Below are 16,420 nucleotides of genomic sequence, written 5' to 3'. Positions count from 1 at the left end.
TTACAATCACTCATTTTTATTTTCTCATAAAATTTATGTTTCGTGAACCCATATTTACCAATCCGCTGACGTGCAGCTGCGAAAGGAGGGGAGATCAACCGAAAAAGATTAAAAGCAAAATGCCGGTAATGAAGAAGGCGATGGCGATCCAAAAAAGGCGGAAACCGATCCTTGCATTTTTTTCACGTTCTTCGGGGCTTTTCATATTTTCGACTACTGCATCCATATATCCGCTATCCCATCCCTTCACTTTATTTTTTATAAAATGAAAATTCCCAATGGTATTTTTATTATACTGAAAATGTCCCGGAGACATCCGGAAGAGTGTGAGTTCGAACCAAGTACCGGGTGGGGATGTGGAGCAAGATCCATGTTTATCATTCGCTGCTGGAAAGGGGATTAGAGGTGAAGAAGAGTTGCCGGTAACGCGAATAAATGCAGAAAAAAAGCTCACCCGCAGAAATTTCCTCAAAAAGGGGATTCTTGCGGCAGCAGGGCTTTTCGTATTGGGACTGCCCGGTTATTCATTTTTTGTGGAAAAAAATCAGCTCGAGATCAATCGGATTCGCATTTCATCCCCGAGACTTCCTGTTTCTTTCAAGGGTATGAAGATTGTGCAAATCAGCGACCTTCACTTTGGATTTTTTTATGGTCCGGAGCAGTTGCAAACGCTTGTGGACCAAGTGCGGTCTCTTCATCCCGATCTCTTCTGTTTTACGGGGGACTTAATCGACCGCCGCTTCTCCCGCGGTGAGGCGATAAAGGTATCCGATCTGTTGAAACAAATCGACGCTCCTTATGGAAAGTTCGCCATCCTGGGCAATCATGATTATTGGGGTGATACGGCTTTGGTGAAGGACTGCTTGACCAGTGCCGGTTTTCGCTTGTTGATCAACGAATGGACGCTCGTGAAAAAAGGGAATGATGTTATTTCTGTTTCTGGCCTTGACGATTTGCTGAACGGGAAACCGGATCACTCAAAAGTTTTTAACGATGCCCGATTTGATCCCGATCTTTTTCATTTGATGCTGGTCCATGAACCGGATTTTGCCAAGGTTATCTCCTCTGATCCGGTCGATTTGCAATTATCCGGTCACAGCCATGGCGGTCAGATTAACCTGCCATTTTTCGGCCCGCTGTTTACCCCGCCACTGTCCAGGAAGTTTTCTTCCGGGTTATATCAAATCAATGAGCGGCTTACCCTCTATACAAACCGCGGCATCGGGACAACCATCTTGCCGTTCCGGTTTGCTTGCCGTCCGGAGATCACGGTAATCGAGTTGGGGTAACAAAGCTCGTTCTTGTTGAATCATCCTCTGTGGATTGAAAAGGAGGATTGCAATGGATCGGGAAAACACTTTGGCTTATACCGCTTGGTGAGGCATTCAATCAATGACCCACTTGCAAGGCGGGAGATATTGCAAGAACGGCCAAGGGTGGAATCCGGTGATTACTTTTTTGTTGTGCAATAACCTCAGGATGGTGTTGGAGCAGTCGAAACGGTGACTGAAGATATGGGCCGAAACTATTCATGTGTTGGGAGGTTTACGATGATTAGCTTTAATATCTTTATAGGGTTAATTTTAGGACTTCTATTTTTCCTGGTTCGATTACCTTATTACATAATAAAGAGAAAATTTTTTAATTGGCAAAAAGTCCTTTTTGAAATCATTTTGGGTGTATATATTGTTTGCTTGATAGGTGTTACTCTTCTGCCTATTCCTTTTGATAATTCAGATCCGTTGGTTCGTATGTATCCGGAGAAAGATAATTATATTCCCTTTTTTAGCATTTATACTACCGCTACACAGGCAGTATCGCCAACCATCGCGATTAAGCAGATTTTAGGCAATTTAGTTATGTTAATGCCTCTTGGGGTGATTCTCCCATTTATTTCGAAGAAAATAAAACAATCTGTTACAAGAGCAGTCTTTATCGGTTTTTTGGTTAGTCTATCCATTGAGTTGTTACAGATTTTTGTCTCTCTGTTAATCAACTATAAGTACAGGAGTTTCGATGTTGATGATATTATTTTAAATACTTTAGGAAGTTTTTTGGGGACTTTGTTATTTAAACTTATTTACCCTTATATCATTGAACATTATCAAGCCATTCACCATACGGGGAGCAACTGAACAGAAAATCCCGATTGCTGCGGATCGTTGTGATTCGTTTTTTATTTTGATGATTCGAATGGGGTGATGGAAGAGATTGGCGGATTGTTGCCTGCACCGTAACCAAACCATCGAGTAAGGGGAGGTTGCCCATATTGCGGTGAGTATTACGATTACAGTTGTTGGATCGACAGGGAAACCGGACGAAAAAAGGCGACATTGCTCTATTGAAGCAAAGCGCCTTTTAAATTGAGAGTGTGGGAGAGAGTTTGCCGCTTCAGAATGGCGGTCTCTTCTTTGATGCGCAAGAGGACGACCAAAAAGGATGAAGGTTCTTCAAAATGAGGGCAATGAGCTGAGTTTTCAAACCAGATAAGGTCTTTTTTGGGTGCTTTCAACTGCTCGCAGAATTTTTCCTGCAGTTCAAACGGAGAGAGGTAATCATACCGGCCGACGCAAAAATAAGCGGGCACCTTGAGCTCGGAAATCTCGTTAAACAGGTTCATTTGCATGATTTTCGGACCGAGATGTTTCATCGTAAAGCGTGTTCCCTGAAAAAAGCGCCACCAGTCGGCCAGGGTGTATTCTCGCGAGAACAGTCCGCGCCTGAGAAAGCTGAACAGGCTTCCTTTGCGTACATCCCCACCGAATTTGGACAGCCATTTGCGCTGCACCAACAGATCCCGAATCCGGCGATACGGTGGATAGCCGATCCGGTTTAGCGCGCGGACGGCAAAGAATTTTTCATTTTGGCGCGCGTAAATCAGGACCATTTGGTAGGAAATCATTTCTCCGTGTTCGACATCAGTCATTTGCCCGATCCCGATATAGGCGTGAATCAGTTCCGGGTATTGCTTGGCGACGAGAGCGGCGACGATGCTTCCCCATGAGTGTCCGGCCAAAAACAGTTTTTTCTGTCCGAATCGCTTTAAGAGATAAATGATGAGTTCGTGTGCATCGGCAACGAGCTGTTCGATGGTCAGTGAAGCCGGATCGAGCCGTTTTGAATAGGATTTGCCGCTTCCGCGCTGATCCCAGTTGACGACGATAAAATGCTTTTCCAGCTCCTCTTGATAATGCCGGGCAAAACCGATTTGCGCGTGGCCCGGACCTCCGTGGATAAAGAGCAGGAGGGGGTGTTTGGTATCGCGGCTGCGAATCAGGACGGACTGACTGATTCCGCCGAGCGGTATTTTTTCAAGCACGGCAATGCTGCTGGCGATCTTTTTTCTTTTTTGATCCCGATAGGGAGGGGTAAAACTTTTAAACATCAGATACCCACCTTTCAGTTCACACCAAATCCTCAGTTGGGTATGAAATATTCTGCATATTCCTTTTCCTTCCTTCAAAAAAATGATATATTTCGCTAATGTTACAAATAACTTTTGTCTATTGATGTGAAAAATGCGGGAAATCCGGCGGGAAAAGCGGATAAATCAAAAATGGTGCTGAAAAAAATCCCCCCCGATCCCGGGGAGGATGAATTGAATGATTGGTTTATTCGGTGGAGATGGATGGGTCCGCCTGTTGTTTTTGCGGGATAATTTGGATGAAATGGCGGTCGAGATCCTTGAGCAAGTCTTCGACTTTTTGCGCTTCATCCCACTGTTCGGAAAGGATGAGCTCCGTGTGGTAAAGGCCCAGTAATTCTTGCAGATCTCTCACCCCTTTTTCGCTCAGCGGTTCCATCGCCACTTTGGCCGCTTTGGCGATCCGGCGCATGACGGCGGCTTCATCCAGACCCAGTTCCGGTTGCAGCCGCTGGTAAACGACACCGCCCGTCATACCCGAACAGATCCACGGTCCCGGGTCCCCGAGAACCACTGCACGTCCATCCGTCATATATTCAAAAGCAAATCCTTTGATATTGGCGCGATTTCCGATCATGCCGAGTTCATCCCGCAACGGCTCCTTGATGTCACCGGCAATGATGATGTCGGCGCCGGAGAGGCGAATGCCTGCACGGGAGTCCGCGTTGCCCTGAACGATAAACAACCCTTTTTGCGCGCCGTAGCAGAAGCTTTTTCCCACAGAGCCGTTTACATAAATGCCGTTCCGGTTGCGTGTTTTGAGAATGGCGACCTTGCCGCCGAAGGCTGTTTTCCCGACACCGTCCTGCGCTCCGCCATGAACGGTTGCCGAAATGCCGTCGGCGTGGAAGGCGGCAAATCCGTTCCCGGGTACTGAGCCGTCCGTAAAGGAGAAACTCCACTTCGGCAGGGAATGATAGCTGCCATCCAGCCGGTTGCGGACCCGGGTTCCGGAAAGATCTGAGAGCAACACCCGGTGAGCGCTGTGAATGCCGGCAAACGTGTGCGAATATTCCTGGGTTGCCGAAACGGCAGATTCGGACATCACCAGTGATGCTCCCGCGGCAACGAGAGCCGGTGTTTCCGTTTTTTCCTTCACTCCAATATTGGTCCATTCTGAACTGAGGCGCAATAGCTCAGTCAGATCGAGTTTATCCTGCTCTCTCACCTGCTCCAGGAGATCGGACCGGCCCACGAGATCCTGGGCACGTTTAAAGCCAAGCTGCGCGGTGAGCCGTTTCACTTCTTCGCCAAATGCTGTGAACAAGGTCATCAGTCCGGCGACGGCCATATCGAAGTCCCGGGGTACAAACCGGCGAAGTCCGTGTTCTTCCGCTTCTTCCGGTGTTTCGATTTGCGTGGCGATCCCGACATGGCAGGTGTCCAAGTGACAGCCGCGACAGGTGGTACACCCGATGGCGAGCATGGCCAGGGTACCGAAACCAATCCGGTTTGCACCGAGGAGCATCAGTTTCACCGCGTCGAGCGCGCTGCGCATTCCGCCGTCGGCCCACAATTCGACCTGATCGCGAATGCCTGCCTCGATCAACGCATTATGTGCGGCTTTAATGCCGATTTCCGCCGGAAGACCCACGTGTTGCAACGCATGAATCCGGGCAGCCCCGGTTCCGCCATCAAATCCGCTCAGGGTGATAATGTCGGCGCCCGCTTTGGCAATGCCCACGGCAATCGTTCCGATATTGGGCACGACCGGCACTTTGACGATCACTTTTGCCTGGCGGTTGGCGGTTTTTAATTCGGTGATGATTTGCGCCAAATCTTCGATTGAGTAAATATCGTGGTTATTGGAGGGCGAAATCAGGTCGCTGCCGGGTGTGGCGTTGCGGGCCGCTGCCACTTTGGCCGAGACCTTTTTGCCGGGCAGGTGGCCGCCTTCCCCGGGTTTTGCCCCCTGGCCGATCTTGATTTCCAAAATGTTGGCCGAGTTCGCCAGTTCGACATTGACGCCAAATCGCCCGGATGCGATCTGATGACCGCGCGTTTTCGGATATTTGCCGAGCATATCTTTGATTTCGCCGCCTTCGCCGTTCAGGCTGATCATGTTTAAGCGGTCTGCCGCTTCGGCATATGCGCGGAAAGCCACCTCGTTCTGGGAACCGAACGACATCGAGCTGATCACAAACGGCAAGTCGTGATCTCCAACGCGGATATCCACTTCTGCGGGATTGATCCCCTGGTCTCCGCTTTGCCGCAAATCGGCCACATGGCGCAGAGAGACAGGGTTCTCTTTTTCCAGGTCATTTAATTTTTGCGCAAATTCGTCATATTGGATCGAACCGCCGGCCAATTGACCGATCGATTTCCAGATGCGCGGCCAGAGATGGAAGAGGCGGGCTGGTTTGGCTTTGTCGCTATGGAAATCGGTTTGTCTCTCCTCTGCATCCTTCTCCATATCACGCCAGTGGAGACCAGCCTGGTCAGAGCCGCAATAATTGACGATGCCGAGTGTGTCCGCCACTTCGGGGCTTAAACCGATGGAGGAGAACAGGCGGGCGTAACCGCGCAGTTCATGAATTCCGATGGTGGAGATGATTTTTTCCAAGCCTTTGTTAATTGCCTGAAAGAGTTTCAGGGCTGATTTTTCCTCTTTTTCGGCGATTGTGGCAAACATGAGATATGGCGAGACGGCATCTGCTCCCAATCCGATGGCGACAGCCAAGTCATGCAGGTTGCGCATGGCCGCGGAACGGACGACAATGCTTGCCTGACGGCGGAGGTTTTGCCCGTCCGGCCCCGTTTCCCGTTTTAACGCCTGATCCACTGTCGAGATGCCCAAATGCGGGTCCAGGAACAAGTTGTCACCCTGATGGCAGCCGTTATCATCGAGCAAAAGGAGGTTCGCTCCTTCTTTTACGGCTTGGACCGCATCTTTCCCCAATTGTTCCAATGCTTGTTTTATTCCTGTTTTCCGCTGATAGGAAAGGGAAAGACGGGTGACTGATCCGGTTTGCTCAAATCGTTCGATCAGTTCCTCGAATGAGAGTGTAGCCGAATCGAGGCAAACTTCACCGGCTTGCGCACCTTCCACGAGGATCGGTGAGGGGAGCTCCACTCGGACAGCTTCCGTTTGAGTCGAGGAGAGCGAAGGGCGCGGGCCGATAATGACGCGGGTGGAGAAATGCTCCATTTCCCGTTCGCGGTCAATTGCCGGGTTGGTGACGACAGCGACACTCTCTTTGATATAGTCGGGAATGTTTTGTCTCACCTTGGCAAGAGCCGCCAGCGGGCCGTCATGTCCCAGGGAGCGAATCGGATCAACCCCGGTATCGGCCATCTGCTCCACCAGTTGAATTTGTTCACGTTCCCAGCCAAACGCCGCATATGCTTGGTTTGTGGCCGGAGGGATGATTGTATCGGGCTTGCCTTTTCCCGTCGGTGTGGACAGGTAGGATTGAAAACCGCTGAAATCTGCACGCTTCTTCGCCCGTTGAAGCACAATCTGTTGCAGTTCGTGATGCTGCAGCACCTTCACCTTGGGAGCAAGCCGGACCCCGACCGTTTCTCCGGGTGCGAGCGGCTTCGGTTCACTGACCATTTCTCTGGCGGGGATAATTCCCTGTTCGGAACTGAAGAACAGGACGCGATCGTTTTCCACCAGCCAAAGGGGTCTCAGGCCGAGCGCATCAACGCTGAAGGCACATTCATCCCCGTAGCGGGAAACAATGCCGGCCGGCCCTTGGGCGAAAGGTCCCCACGTTTGCCTGTAGTAAGTGTATAAATCTTTCAACTCGGATGGCAGGTGCTTTAATTCATGCAAAATGGGCGGGAAAACCATTTCAATGGCTTCAAACAGACTAAACCCGTAATGATGGATCAGCGTCTCGAGCAAGCGGTTCAGATCCTGCGAATCACTGCTGTCATCATCAAGGGGAACGCCGATCATTTTGGCCTCGTCCCTGAGCTTGCGAATGGTGTTGATTTCTCCGTTATGACCGAGCAGGGAAAAAGGTTGAACACGGAAAAAATTAGATAAAGTGTTGGTTGAATAGCGGTTGTGGCCAATGGTGACGACTGATTTGAATTCAGGGTCGTTGAGGTCGTCAAAGTAGTCGGGCAGAAGGCTGGCGGCGCCCATCAGTTTGTAAACAACCGTCGTATTGCTGAAGGAGGCGACTTGCACCGGAAATTTCTGTTCAATTTCCACGACCAGGTCGAATAAACGGCGGGGCAAGTTCTGATCACTCTCCGCCAACACGGCCAACTGCCAGAAATGAGGCTCATCCAGAAGTCCGTTTTTTCCCAGGACGGTGCTGTTTACCTGGTCAAGTTTTTGCGCCACTACTTGCAATCCGTTCTGCGCGAGGAGACGCAAGATTTCATTTTTATGATGATCGGTTTGTTTTCCGAGTTTGGGTAAAAAGATGTGAGCAACGGCAAAGCGAGGTTCATGTACGATGGATGAGGGGAGTTTGCTCTGGCGGGAAGATTCCCTCGCCCAAAGGTCACGCGGAATATCGGTCAGGATGCCGCAACCGTCCCCTTCTCCATTGATAAATCCGGAACGATGTTCCATCTTGATCAGGGCTGCGATGGTATCCAGCATGTTTTGACGTTTGGGTGTTCCATCTTTTTCGATCACGGCAACAATGCCACAACTGTCATGTTCATTGGCAGTCAGGTTTTGGAAGCGCCCTAAGTCTGCTCTTCTTTTCACAGGAACGGTCATCGCTCCTCCTCACCTCCGATATGATAATGTCTCCCCTTTCCCTGACAGAAAATTTTGGATAGAGGAGTTATGGTTTTTTAAAAAAATTGCTTTGGCAGAAAACATAACATCGTATTGCAATAAAAGAATAACATGAAAATTTATGACATAGCAAGTATGAGATGCCATTTTTATTCATTTTCCAATATCTTTTATACAAAAATGATCTCAGGATGTCGATTGCGTAAACCTTTGATAATAACGGGAAGTGGCAGTTTTGCTGTAAGCGTTTTCTTAAATAATCATGAATTTTTATTCATTTATTTCCTTTTATTGGGATTTTGTTTTTTTAAGGGGAGTATTAATTTTTTGATATGATTGTAAACAGGGGGGAGTGTAGCTTTTTACCTTTAGGGTATTAAAGATGATGGTTAGAAATAATCTTATCATATTGAGATGATTTTGTGTATATTTAAAAATTTTTTATTTAGAGAGTTGGTGTAAAGTGGAAAGGAAAATCGGTTTTGTTTTGGCTCTGCTCTTGCTGTTTTTGACAATTCCCGGTTTTCATGCGGTGCAGGCGAAGGAAATCGGCTGTTATTCGTTTGACCGCTGGGAAGATGCCCAACGCTATTATCTCCGGCATTCCAAGAATACGCTGGATGCCGACCGGGATGGATGGGCTTGTGAGGAATTGATCGGTTTTCAAAACCTGGGCGCGGAGAAAGAAAAATGGCGAAAGAAGCCGGGCGAACCCGTTCCGGAAAAAAAGGCGAGCCCGAAGCGTTCGTGGTTTGAACAGATTCTCTACATGATTGAAAGCTTCCTGGACTGAGGCAAAATGGAAACTCCCGGCTTGTGATCGAGGCCGGGAGTTTTTGATATCGTTCAGTCATCCTCTTGATTCACCATATGATGGGCGGCGATGACCAGGCGGCCGAAAAAGAGCTCGCGCTCCTGACCCGTAATCCCCACTTCGTCCATGGCACGGCTCATGCAATCGAGCCAGGCTTCCGCGCGTGCCGGCGTGATCGGAAAAGGCAGATGCCGTGCCCTGAGCATTGGATGGCCGTATTTTTCGGTATAGAGAGGAGGGCCACCCAAAAATTGCGTCAGGAAGAGATACTGTTTTTCCATGACGGGACGGATGTCTTCGGGAAAGATCGGCTTTAACAGCGGATGAGCCTGGACGCGGGGATAAAAGGCCTCAACCAGCGCGCGTACCCGGTCGGCTCCTCCGATTTTTTCGTATAAGGTTGTTGCTTCTTCCATGCGGATCACTCCCGGCAGTTGTTTTCAAGCTGTGCGGTCTGTTACGGCTTCATTTGGCGAAATGCCCGTTCCACTGCTCTGATGGTGAATTGAATATCCTCTTCCGAATGGGCAGTTGTTAAAAACCAGGCTTCATATTTGGATGGGGCCAGATAGACTCCCTCCTCCAGCATGAGACGGAAAAATTGGGCGAATTGCTCGCCGTCGGCAGCTTTTGCCCCTTCATAGTCTTCAACCGTTTTGTCAGTAAAGTATACGGTAAAGGCGCCGCCAACCCGGTTCACCGTAACGGAGTTTCCGTATTTGCCGGCCAGGCGGATGATCTCATCGCTCAAAGTTTTCCCCATTTGCTCCAACCGTTCGTATGTACCGGGTTGTGACAGTTGTTTGATGCAAGCGATACCGGCTGAGATTGACAGAGGATTTCCGGCCATGGTTCCCGCCTGGTACATCGGTCCCGTCGGCGACACTTTCTCCATGATTTTGCGGGAACCTCCGTATGCTCCGATGGGCAGACCGCCGCCGATGATTTTTCCGAGGGCGGTTAAGTCGGGTTCGACATCATATAATGTTTGTACGCCGCCGTAATGAAAGCGGAAACCGGTGATCACCTCGTCAAAAATGACCAGCGCACCCGCCTGATGCGCCCGTTCTTTAACGGTTTGCAAGAAGCCGGGTTTGGGCGGCACGATGCCGAAGTTGCCGACAAGCGGCTCCACCAGGACTGCAGCCAGTTGATCGCCCCAGTGCTCCATTGCTTCTGCGAAAGCATCGAGATCGTTGAAGGGGATGGTGATCACTTCGCTGGCGATACTGTTGGGAATGCCGGCGCTGTCCGGGGTTCCCAGAGTGGAAGGGCCTGATCCCGCGGCAACCAGCACCAGATCGGAATGTCCGTGGTAACATCCGGCGAACTTGAGGATTTTATCGCGGCCGGTGTAGGCGCGTGCCAGCCGGATCGTCGTCATCACCGCTTCGGTTCCGCTGTTGACAAAGCGGATCTGTTCCATTGACGGAATCGCATCGCGCAGCATTTCCGCAAACAGAACCTCTTTTTCTGTCGGCGTTCCGTACAGAACACCATTGGTTGCCTGTTCGATGATGGCGGCGGTGACAACCGGATGGGCATGCCCCAGGATGATCGGGCCGAATGCCGCCAGATAATCAATATATCGGTTGCCGTCTTCATCCCAGAAGTACGGGCCTTGTGCTTTTTTCATAAAAATGGGCGTTCCGTTTCCAACAGCCCGGAAGGAGCGGGAAGGGCTGTTGACGCCGCCCACGATCACGTCTAGCGCTTTTTGGTAAAGCTCTTCTGAACGTTGTATATTCAAGGAACCATCCTCCTCCTAGAAAATGTCTCTTTCATTGTAACGCGCTTTTGGGGAAATGCCTAGGTGAAAGAGGGGAGCGACAGGGGGTGTCCCGGGGCGATTGGCGGTGGCGGGGAGCATTCCGCCGGGCATGGAACAAGCCGGCCGTGATTCACGATTTCAAAGGTTGTTCAGTTGTCTGTTTCTTTCATCCTGTGTTATCCTCAAATTGGGAACATATGTGGTTTTTCCGGGTTTATCTTGTATTTGGGAAGTGAATTGTGGAGGCGAAGAAACTTGTCCGTTTTTCAAGTGGGGGAATGGTATCGAGGATTATATTATGTTGAACACGTCGTTCAATTTTTTGGCGGGGAAATGGCAGTGGCTCGCAAAGATTCCACCCGGTATTACCTGGAGTCGGTTCTCCTGGAAGGGGCCGCACCTCCCCAGGTTGTCGAGCAATACCGCTCTTTGAACCATCCGCTCCTTCTTCCCATTGAGGAAGTGTACGACGAGGAACGTTTTCTCGTGTTGATCCGGCCCTATGAACCGATTCGTCCGCTGAGGGAAGTGATTTCGGAAAGAGAAGTGGATGAAGATCAAGTGGTTGCATGGGGAAAAGAGCTTTTGCAACTGGAACGGGAGCTCAGAGCCAAGCCGTTCAAAATGTACATCTTGCTTGATCCGCGCAATATCGGAATGACGGCAAATGATGAATTAAAAGTTTTGTTCTGCGGGACGGAGAAAATCACTTATTCCCGAACGCTGGACTGGGGCACCTTTTTCTACTGTTTGTTGTCCGGACGGCTTCGGGAAAAGCCGCTGCAAAGGCTGCCCGTCGGTTTTCCCGTTTCCAAACCGATGGCCAAGCTGATCTCGAAATGTTTGCAGAACCATTCACCTGAGTCCGTGCTCGCGCAAATTGAAGCATACGAAAGGCGCAAAGAAGGAAAAGGGTTTCTCTCCTTTCTGTTCCGGGAACGTAAAGAATCATCGCAAGAAAACCATCCGCCTGTGGAAGAACAGCCCAGTGTACAGGAAAATGAAAAAGAGCCCGAGGTTTTCGCTGAACAAATGAATCCGTCTGATGCCGTTGCCGCTGATTCGGTCCCGGCCGAACAGGCCCCCGCTGTCACGGAAGAGACTCCGCAGGATGCAGTTTCCAACAGGCAGGAAGCAGCGCAAAACGAGGAGCTCCCGACGGAAGATACTGACCGCAGAAAGCTCTCTCAGGAAGAGGCGGACCGAAAAGAGCTCCCGGAGGAAGATGCCAATCGCAAAGAAATCCCGCAGGAAGATGCCGAGCGCGAAGAGCTTCCGCAAGAAGATGCCGAGCGCGAAGAGCGTCTGAAAAGATTGGAACAGGAAACGCTGGAGCGGTTGCGGCGGGAATTTGAAGAACGTCAGGAGCAGCTGCTCAGCAAGCAACGGGAGGAGCTTGAAAAACGGCAGGCCGAACTTCTGGAAAAGCAGCGCCAGGAGTTTGAAAAGAGAGAACAGGAGCTCCTGAAACGCCAAAAAGACGAATTCAAACAGATGATTGAAAAGGAAGAGCAAGAAGAATGGGAGCGCGAACAGCAGGAGAAAGAACGGCTCGAGCAGGAACGGCTGGCGAAACAGCGGGAAGAAGAGGAACGGCGGCGCCGCGAAGAGTTGGAAAAAGAGCGCAAACGGCTTGAAAAAGAGCAGGAAGAACGGCTGCAAAAAGAATTGGAACGGATGGAAAAAGAGAGGCTGGAATGGGAGAGAAAACGGCAGGAGCTGGAAAAGAAAGAAGAAGAGCTGGAAGCGAGACTGCGGCGAGAGTTTGAAAAAATGGCGCAGAGCCTGCTGGAAAAACAGGCTGAAGAATTTGAACGCCGGCAGCAGGAGATGCTGCAAAAACAGCGGGAACTGTTGGAAAATCAGACAAAAGAGCGCCTGAAAAAGCAACGCCAGGATCTGGAACAATCCTCGAAATATTACTTGCTTGACAAGACCATCATCAAAAAACAAGCAGGTTTAATAGATCTGGAAGAAAATTGGCCAAACATTCCGCTGCCCTCCGAAAAAGCAGAGAATACAGACCCGTCCGAAAAAGCAAGACAACAGGAGATCACGCAGGAACGTTTGCGCCAGGAGCGTCTGAAGCGCGAAAACGAAGATCATGAGCGGCTGGCCAGACAGTTTGAGGAATATATGAAGCAGATTTATGTTCAGGACTGATGCAGGGTCGTACAGCTTTTAGCCCCCTTATATTGAACCGGCAAGGAGTGGTGTTCATCCATGATTTTTTACAAATCGCTTGCAAGTTTGGGGATTGGTGGCGCCACGGTTGATACCCGGCTTGAGGGAAGCCGGTTTTACCCGGGAGAGACGGTGAAAGGGGAAGTGTTTGTCCGGGGAGGCAACAGCCCGCAAGAGGTTGAAGATATCTATCTTTACCTGGTGGTTACGGTAAACCGAAATCACAAAAAAATAGCTCATGCCATGGAGAAATATCGGCTGTCTCAATCGTTTACCTTGCAAGTGGGTGAACACAAACGGATTCCGTTTCAAATCCGATTGCCGATGGAAACTCCGATGTCGACCGGCAGTTTTCCGCTTTACCTCAAGACCGGATTGGATATCAAAATGGCAATTGATCCTACGGACTTGGACAGAATTGAGGTTTTTCCGGCCCCGCTTGTCCAAAAACTTTTAAAACAGATGGAAGATGCCGGTTTTATTCTTTATCACATTCATAATGAGTATGATCCGGATCAAAAACCGTTTCCGTTTTTTCAGATGTTTCAATTTCGCCCGACTGGACGCTATCACGGGTATGTGGATAATATGAATATCATTTTCAACGTTTCGGAGACCGGAGTGGAGATGGATGTGGAGATGATCCGGTCCGAACGGATTTTGAACAGCGCCTTTTCCTGGAAGTTCAGCGATCCCGATGGGACCCTGACGATCAACAGTCAAAAGGTGCAGGAAGATCCGCTGCAAAAGATTGACGAATTATTGAATCAGAAACCGTAGGGATCAGGTTATTGCAAGCCGGATCCCGGAACCGGGCGGAGGGGTTTGGGGGAAAAAGCCTGTTCGGATTTTCATGCAAGGGAAAGACCCGGAAATCCCTCCGTCAGCAAAAGCAATGGATGGTCCCTCAAGGGGCTGCAGAACGAAGCAGAGAATCAAATCAGGGGAGTGCAGGGGAACAATGTCGGTTTTTGGAAAAGCATTAGCCAGTTTAGGGGTAGGAGCAGCCAAAGTGGATACGCGACTGGAGAAAGCTACATACCGCCAGGGGGAAATGATTCGCGGTGAAGTTTTTATCCAGGGGGGACAGGCTCCTCAGATGATTGATGAGATCTACCTCTATCTCATCGTTCAGTACCACCATGAAGGGACCCATAAAGAGTATGTCGTCAGCGAATTTCGTTTGACAGAGGAGTTTGAAATCGGTCCTCATGAATCGAAAGTTCTTCCGTTTCAATTTGAAATGCCGCTTGATGCGCCGGTTTCCACAGGTGGTTCGCCCATCTATCTGAAGACCGGGCTCGATATTAAAATGGCGATCGACCCAAATGATACTGATGGGGTTGAGATTTTGCCGCATCCGCTGATCGATGCCGTTTTACACGGGATGGAGGGAATCGGTTTCCGCCTGACGAGTGTCGATTACGCTTTTGATAAATTCTATTCCCGCCATCCCTTTATTCAGGAATACAAAATGATACCCGAAAGCGGGGAATACAGGGAGGCGTTTGATGAAGTCAGCCTCGTCTTTTATCCGCACGTGCACGAAGTCGACATCATTTTATCGTTGGATCGCAAAGCGGTTGATCTGATGAGTTCCATGGAGGAAGCGCTCAATCTGGATGAGCGGATTCTCCGGTTTACGGTTACGAAAAAAGAGGTGGAACGTGGTCCGCGCGCCTTGGAAGCGAAGCTTGCGCAAATGATTGAACCTTATTTGTAAAAAAAGGGTAATCCCCCCGGATGATGGGGGATTTCCTTGATTTTTGCCAAAATTCCGGTATTGTGCTGCAAAAGGGAGGGAAGGCTGAGATGAATGAAAATCAGCTGGTTTTGCGGCCGATGGGCGATTCTGCCATTGTGGCCGAATTGGGGCAGAAAATGGATCAAGAGACACATTTCCGGGTAAAGGCATTGGCTGCCGCGCTTAAGAAAAATCCCTTCCGGGGAATGACGGGATATGTGCCTGCTTTTACCACGCTGACAGTATTTTATGATCCCCTTTCTCTCTCGTTTACGGAAATGAGCCGGCGACTGCAATCCCTGGCCGAAGACATCGGTACAGGGGAAGAGCTGCAACCGAAGGTCGTGGAGATCCCCGTTTGCTATGGCGGTGAATTCGGCCCCGACTTACCCTTTGTGGCTGAATACAACAAACTGTCACCCGAGGAAGTGATCCGGATTCATGCTTCAGGGGAATACCTGGTTTACATGATCGGATTTGCTCCGGGCTTTCCCTATCTCGGCGGAATGTCCGAGCGGATTGCCGCACCGCGAAAGCCGTCGCCGCGGGTAAAAGTTCCGGCGGGCTCGGTCGGGATTGCCGGAAAGCAAACCGGAATCTATTCCCTCGATTCGCCCGGAGGGTGGCAACTGATCGGGCGGACACCGCTCTCTCTCTTCCGTGTGGACAGAAACCCGCCCGGTTTGTTGGAGATGGGGGATATCGTCCGCTTCCGGCCGATTTCCCGCGCGGAGTATGAACGTTGGGAGGCTGGCGGAAATCATGCATATCAGCGTTAAAAAGGCCGGACTGTTTACGACGTTGCAGGATTTGGGAAGAACGGGTTGGCGCCAAGCCGGCATCCCCGTCAGCGGGGCGATGGACCCGTTTGCTCTGCGAACGGCCAATCTGCTGGTTGGAAATGAAGAAGGAGAAGCCGCTCTGGAAATGACCATGACCGGCCCGACGCTGGAGATGGAAGCGAATCTCTTGATCGCCATCTGTGGAGCTGATCTTCAGCCCCGCATCAACGGGCAACCGGTGAAAAACTGGCGCCCGGTCTATGTCAGAAAAGGAGCCGTTCTCTCTTTTGCCGGTTCTGTCAAGGGCTGCCGGGCCTACCTGGCAGTGGCGGGGGGATTTGCCGTGCAGCCCGTCTTGGGGAGTAAAGCTACCTATACGCGTGCAGGAATCGGCGGATTTTGCGGCAGGGCGCTGGAGATAGGAGACCGGCTCGCTATTGGGACCATGAGTAAATCAGCACTTCGGCGCCTGAGCCAACTTGCCCGGAGAGCAGGGAACCGGGCATATGCCGAAGGGGAATGGTATGTCGGCCCCGGTTTTCTCCCTCCCTACCGCGCCAATCCGACTGTTCGTGTCACCCGTGGGGGACAATTTTCATGGTTTTCGGAGAGAGGAAAGGAGAATTTTTTTACGGAGGCGTTTCAAATTTCCGCGCAGTCGGATCGGATGGGATACAGGCTGACCGGCCCGGAGATTTCTCTGTGTCATCCGCGCGAGCTTTTATCTGAAGCGGTGACGCCGGGAACCGTGCAGGTACCGGCCGACGGGCAACCGATTATTTTGATGGCGGATTGCCAGACAACCGGCGGTTATCCCAAAATCGCCGAGGTCATCACTGCGGATCTGCCGGTGCTCGCCCAGATGAAACCGGGTGAAAAAGTACGGTTTGCCGAAGTTTCGGTCAATGAGGCGCAAAGGCAGTATCGCAAACAGGAAAAAAAATTGGCCCTGTTGAAAAAAAGGCTGGCACTGCTGTGAAAAAACGGGAGGGA

The 16,420-nt window shown here is 50.5% G+C and carries 13 protein-coding genes; 8 read left to right on the top strand and 5 right to left on the bottom strand.

Annotated elements, in window-relative coordinates; genetic code table 11:
• Window positions 1-94: 94 nt before the first annotated feature.
• Window positions 95-454 (bottom strand): hypothetical protein, encoded by a 360-nt coding sequence (locus I8U19_RS15280; protein WP_152568571.1) that lies wholly within the window; start codon window positions 452-454, stop codon window positions 95-97.
• Window positions 455-614: 160 nt separating this feature from the next.
• Between I8U19_RS15280 and I8U19_RS15275 the strand changes: the two genes are divergently transcribed.
• Both I8U19_RS15275 and I8U19_RS15270 read left to right on the top strand, forming a co-directional pair.
• The gene (locus I8U19_RS15275; protein WP_198056420.1) at window positions 615-1,289 is read left to right on the top strand and encodes a metallophosphoesterase; all 675 of its coding nucleotides are present in this window, start codon (window positions 615-617) and stop codon (window positions 1,287-1,289) included.
• A gap of 261 nt (window positions 1,290-1,550) precedes the next feature.
• Window positions 1,551-2,135 (top strand): VanZ family protein, encoded by a 585-nt coding sequence (locus I8U19_RS15270; protein ID WP_198056419.1) that lies wholly within the window; start codon window positions 1,551-1,553, stop codon window positions 2,133-2,135.
• Between the two features lie 203 nt (window positions 2,136-2,338).
• On the opposite strand, the gene I8U19_RS15265 is transcribed toward I8U19_RS15270, so the two are convergent.
• Both I8U19_RS15265 and I8U19_RS15260 read right to left on the bottom strand, forming a co-directional pair.
• Window positions 2,339-3,385, bottom strand: coding sequence for an alpha/beta fold hydrolase (locus I8U19_RS15265; protein WP_232331042.1), 1,047 nt, complete (start codon window positions 3,383-3,385; stop codon window positions 2,339-2,341).
• 226 nt (window positions 3,386-3,611) lie between these two features.
• Window positions 3,612-8,111 (bottom strand): glutamate synthase-related protein, encoded by a 4,500-nt coding sequence (locus I8U19_RS15260; protein ID WP_198056418.1) that lies wholly within the window; start codon window positions 8,109-8,111, stop codon window positions 3,612-3,614.
• A gap of 484 nt (window positions 8,112-8,595) precedes the next feature.
• On the opposite strand from I8U19_RS15260, the gene I8U19_RS15255 reads away from it, so the two are divergent.
• Window positions 8,596-8,925, top strand: a complete 330-nt coding sequence (locus tag I8U19_RS15255; RefSeq protein ID WP_198056417.1) for a hypothetical protein — start codon at window positions 8,596-8,598, stop codon at window positions 8,923-8,925.
• Between the two features lie 53 nt (window positions 8,926-8,978).
• On the opposite strand, the gene I8U19_RS15250 is transcribed toward I8U19_RS15255, so the two are convergent.
• Both I8U19_RS15250 and I8U19_RS15245 read right to left on the bottom strand, forming a co-directional pair.
• Window positions 8,979-9,362, bottom strand: a complete 384-nt coding sequence (locus I8U19_RS15250; protein WP_033101333.1) for a globin domain-containing protein — start codon at window positions 9,360-9,362, stop codon at window positions 8,979-8,981.
• A 41-nt stretch (window positions 9,363-9,403) separates the two neighbouring features.
• On the bottom strand, window positions 9,404-10,696 hold the full coding sequence (locus I8U19_RS15245) for a glutamate-1-semialdehyde 2,1-aminomutase (protein ID WP_033101332.1): 1,293 nt from the start codon (window positions 10,694-10,696) through the stop codon (window positions 9,404-9,406).
• A 276-nt stretch (window positions 10,697-10,972) separates the two neighbouring features.
• Between I8U19_RS15245 and I8U19_RS15240 the strand changes: the two genes are divergently transcribed.
• The 5 genes from I8U19_RS15240 to I8U19_RS15220 all read left to right on the top strand — a co-directional run bounded on the left by I8U19_RS15240 (window position 10,973) and on the right by I8U19_RS15220 (window position 16,406).
• Window positions 10,973-12,880: a hypothetical protein gene (locus I8U19_RS15240; protein WP_198056416.1), complete on the top strand. Its 1,908-nt coding sequence runs from the start codon at window positions 10,973-10,975 to the stop codon at window positions 12,878-12,880.
• Between the two features lie 60 nt (window positions 12,881-12,940).
• Window positions 12,941-13,681, top strand: coding sequence for a sporulation protein (locus I8U19_RS15235; protein ID WP_198056415.1), 741 nt, complete (start codon window positions 12,941-12,943; stop codon window positions 13,679-13,681).
• Between the two features lie 181 nt (window positions 13,682-13,862).
• Window positions 13,863-14,624 (top strand): sporulation protein, encoded by a 762-nt coding sequence (locus I8U19_RS15230; protein WP_033101369.1) that lies wholly within the window; start codon window positions 13,863-13,865, stop codon window positions 14,622-14,624.
• Between the two features lie 89 nt (window positions 14,625-14,713).
• Window positions 14,714-15,424, top strand: a complete 711-nt coding sequence (gene pxpB / locus I8U19_RS15225; RefSeq protein WP_198056414.1) for a 5-oxoprolinase subunit PxpB — start codon at window positions 14,714-14,716, stop codon at window positions 15,422-15,424.
• Complete coding sequence (locus tag I8U19_RS15220) at window positions 15,408-16,406, top strand: 5-oxoprolinase subunit C family protein (protein WP_033101330.1); 999 nt, start codon at window positions 15,408-15,410, stop codon at window positions 16,404-16,406. Before pxpB ends, I8U19_RS15220 begins: the two co-directional genes overlap by 17 nt.
• Window positions 16,407-16,420 lie beyond the last annotated feature (14 nt).

The organism is Thermoactinomyces sp. CICC 10523, from assembly GCF_016055105.1.
GTDB classification, from domain to species: domain Bacteria; phylum Bacillota; class Bacilli; order Thermoactinomycetales; family Thermoactinomycetaceae; genus Thermoactinomyces_A; species Thermoactinomyces_A daqus.
This window is presented reverse-complemented; position numbering and strand designations above follow the sequence as displayed.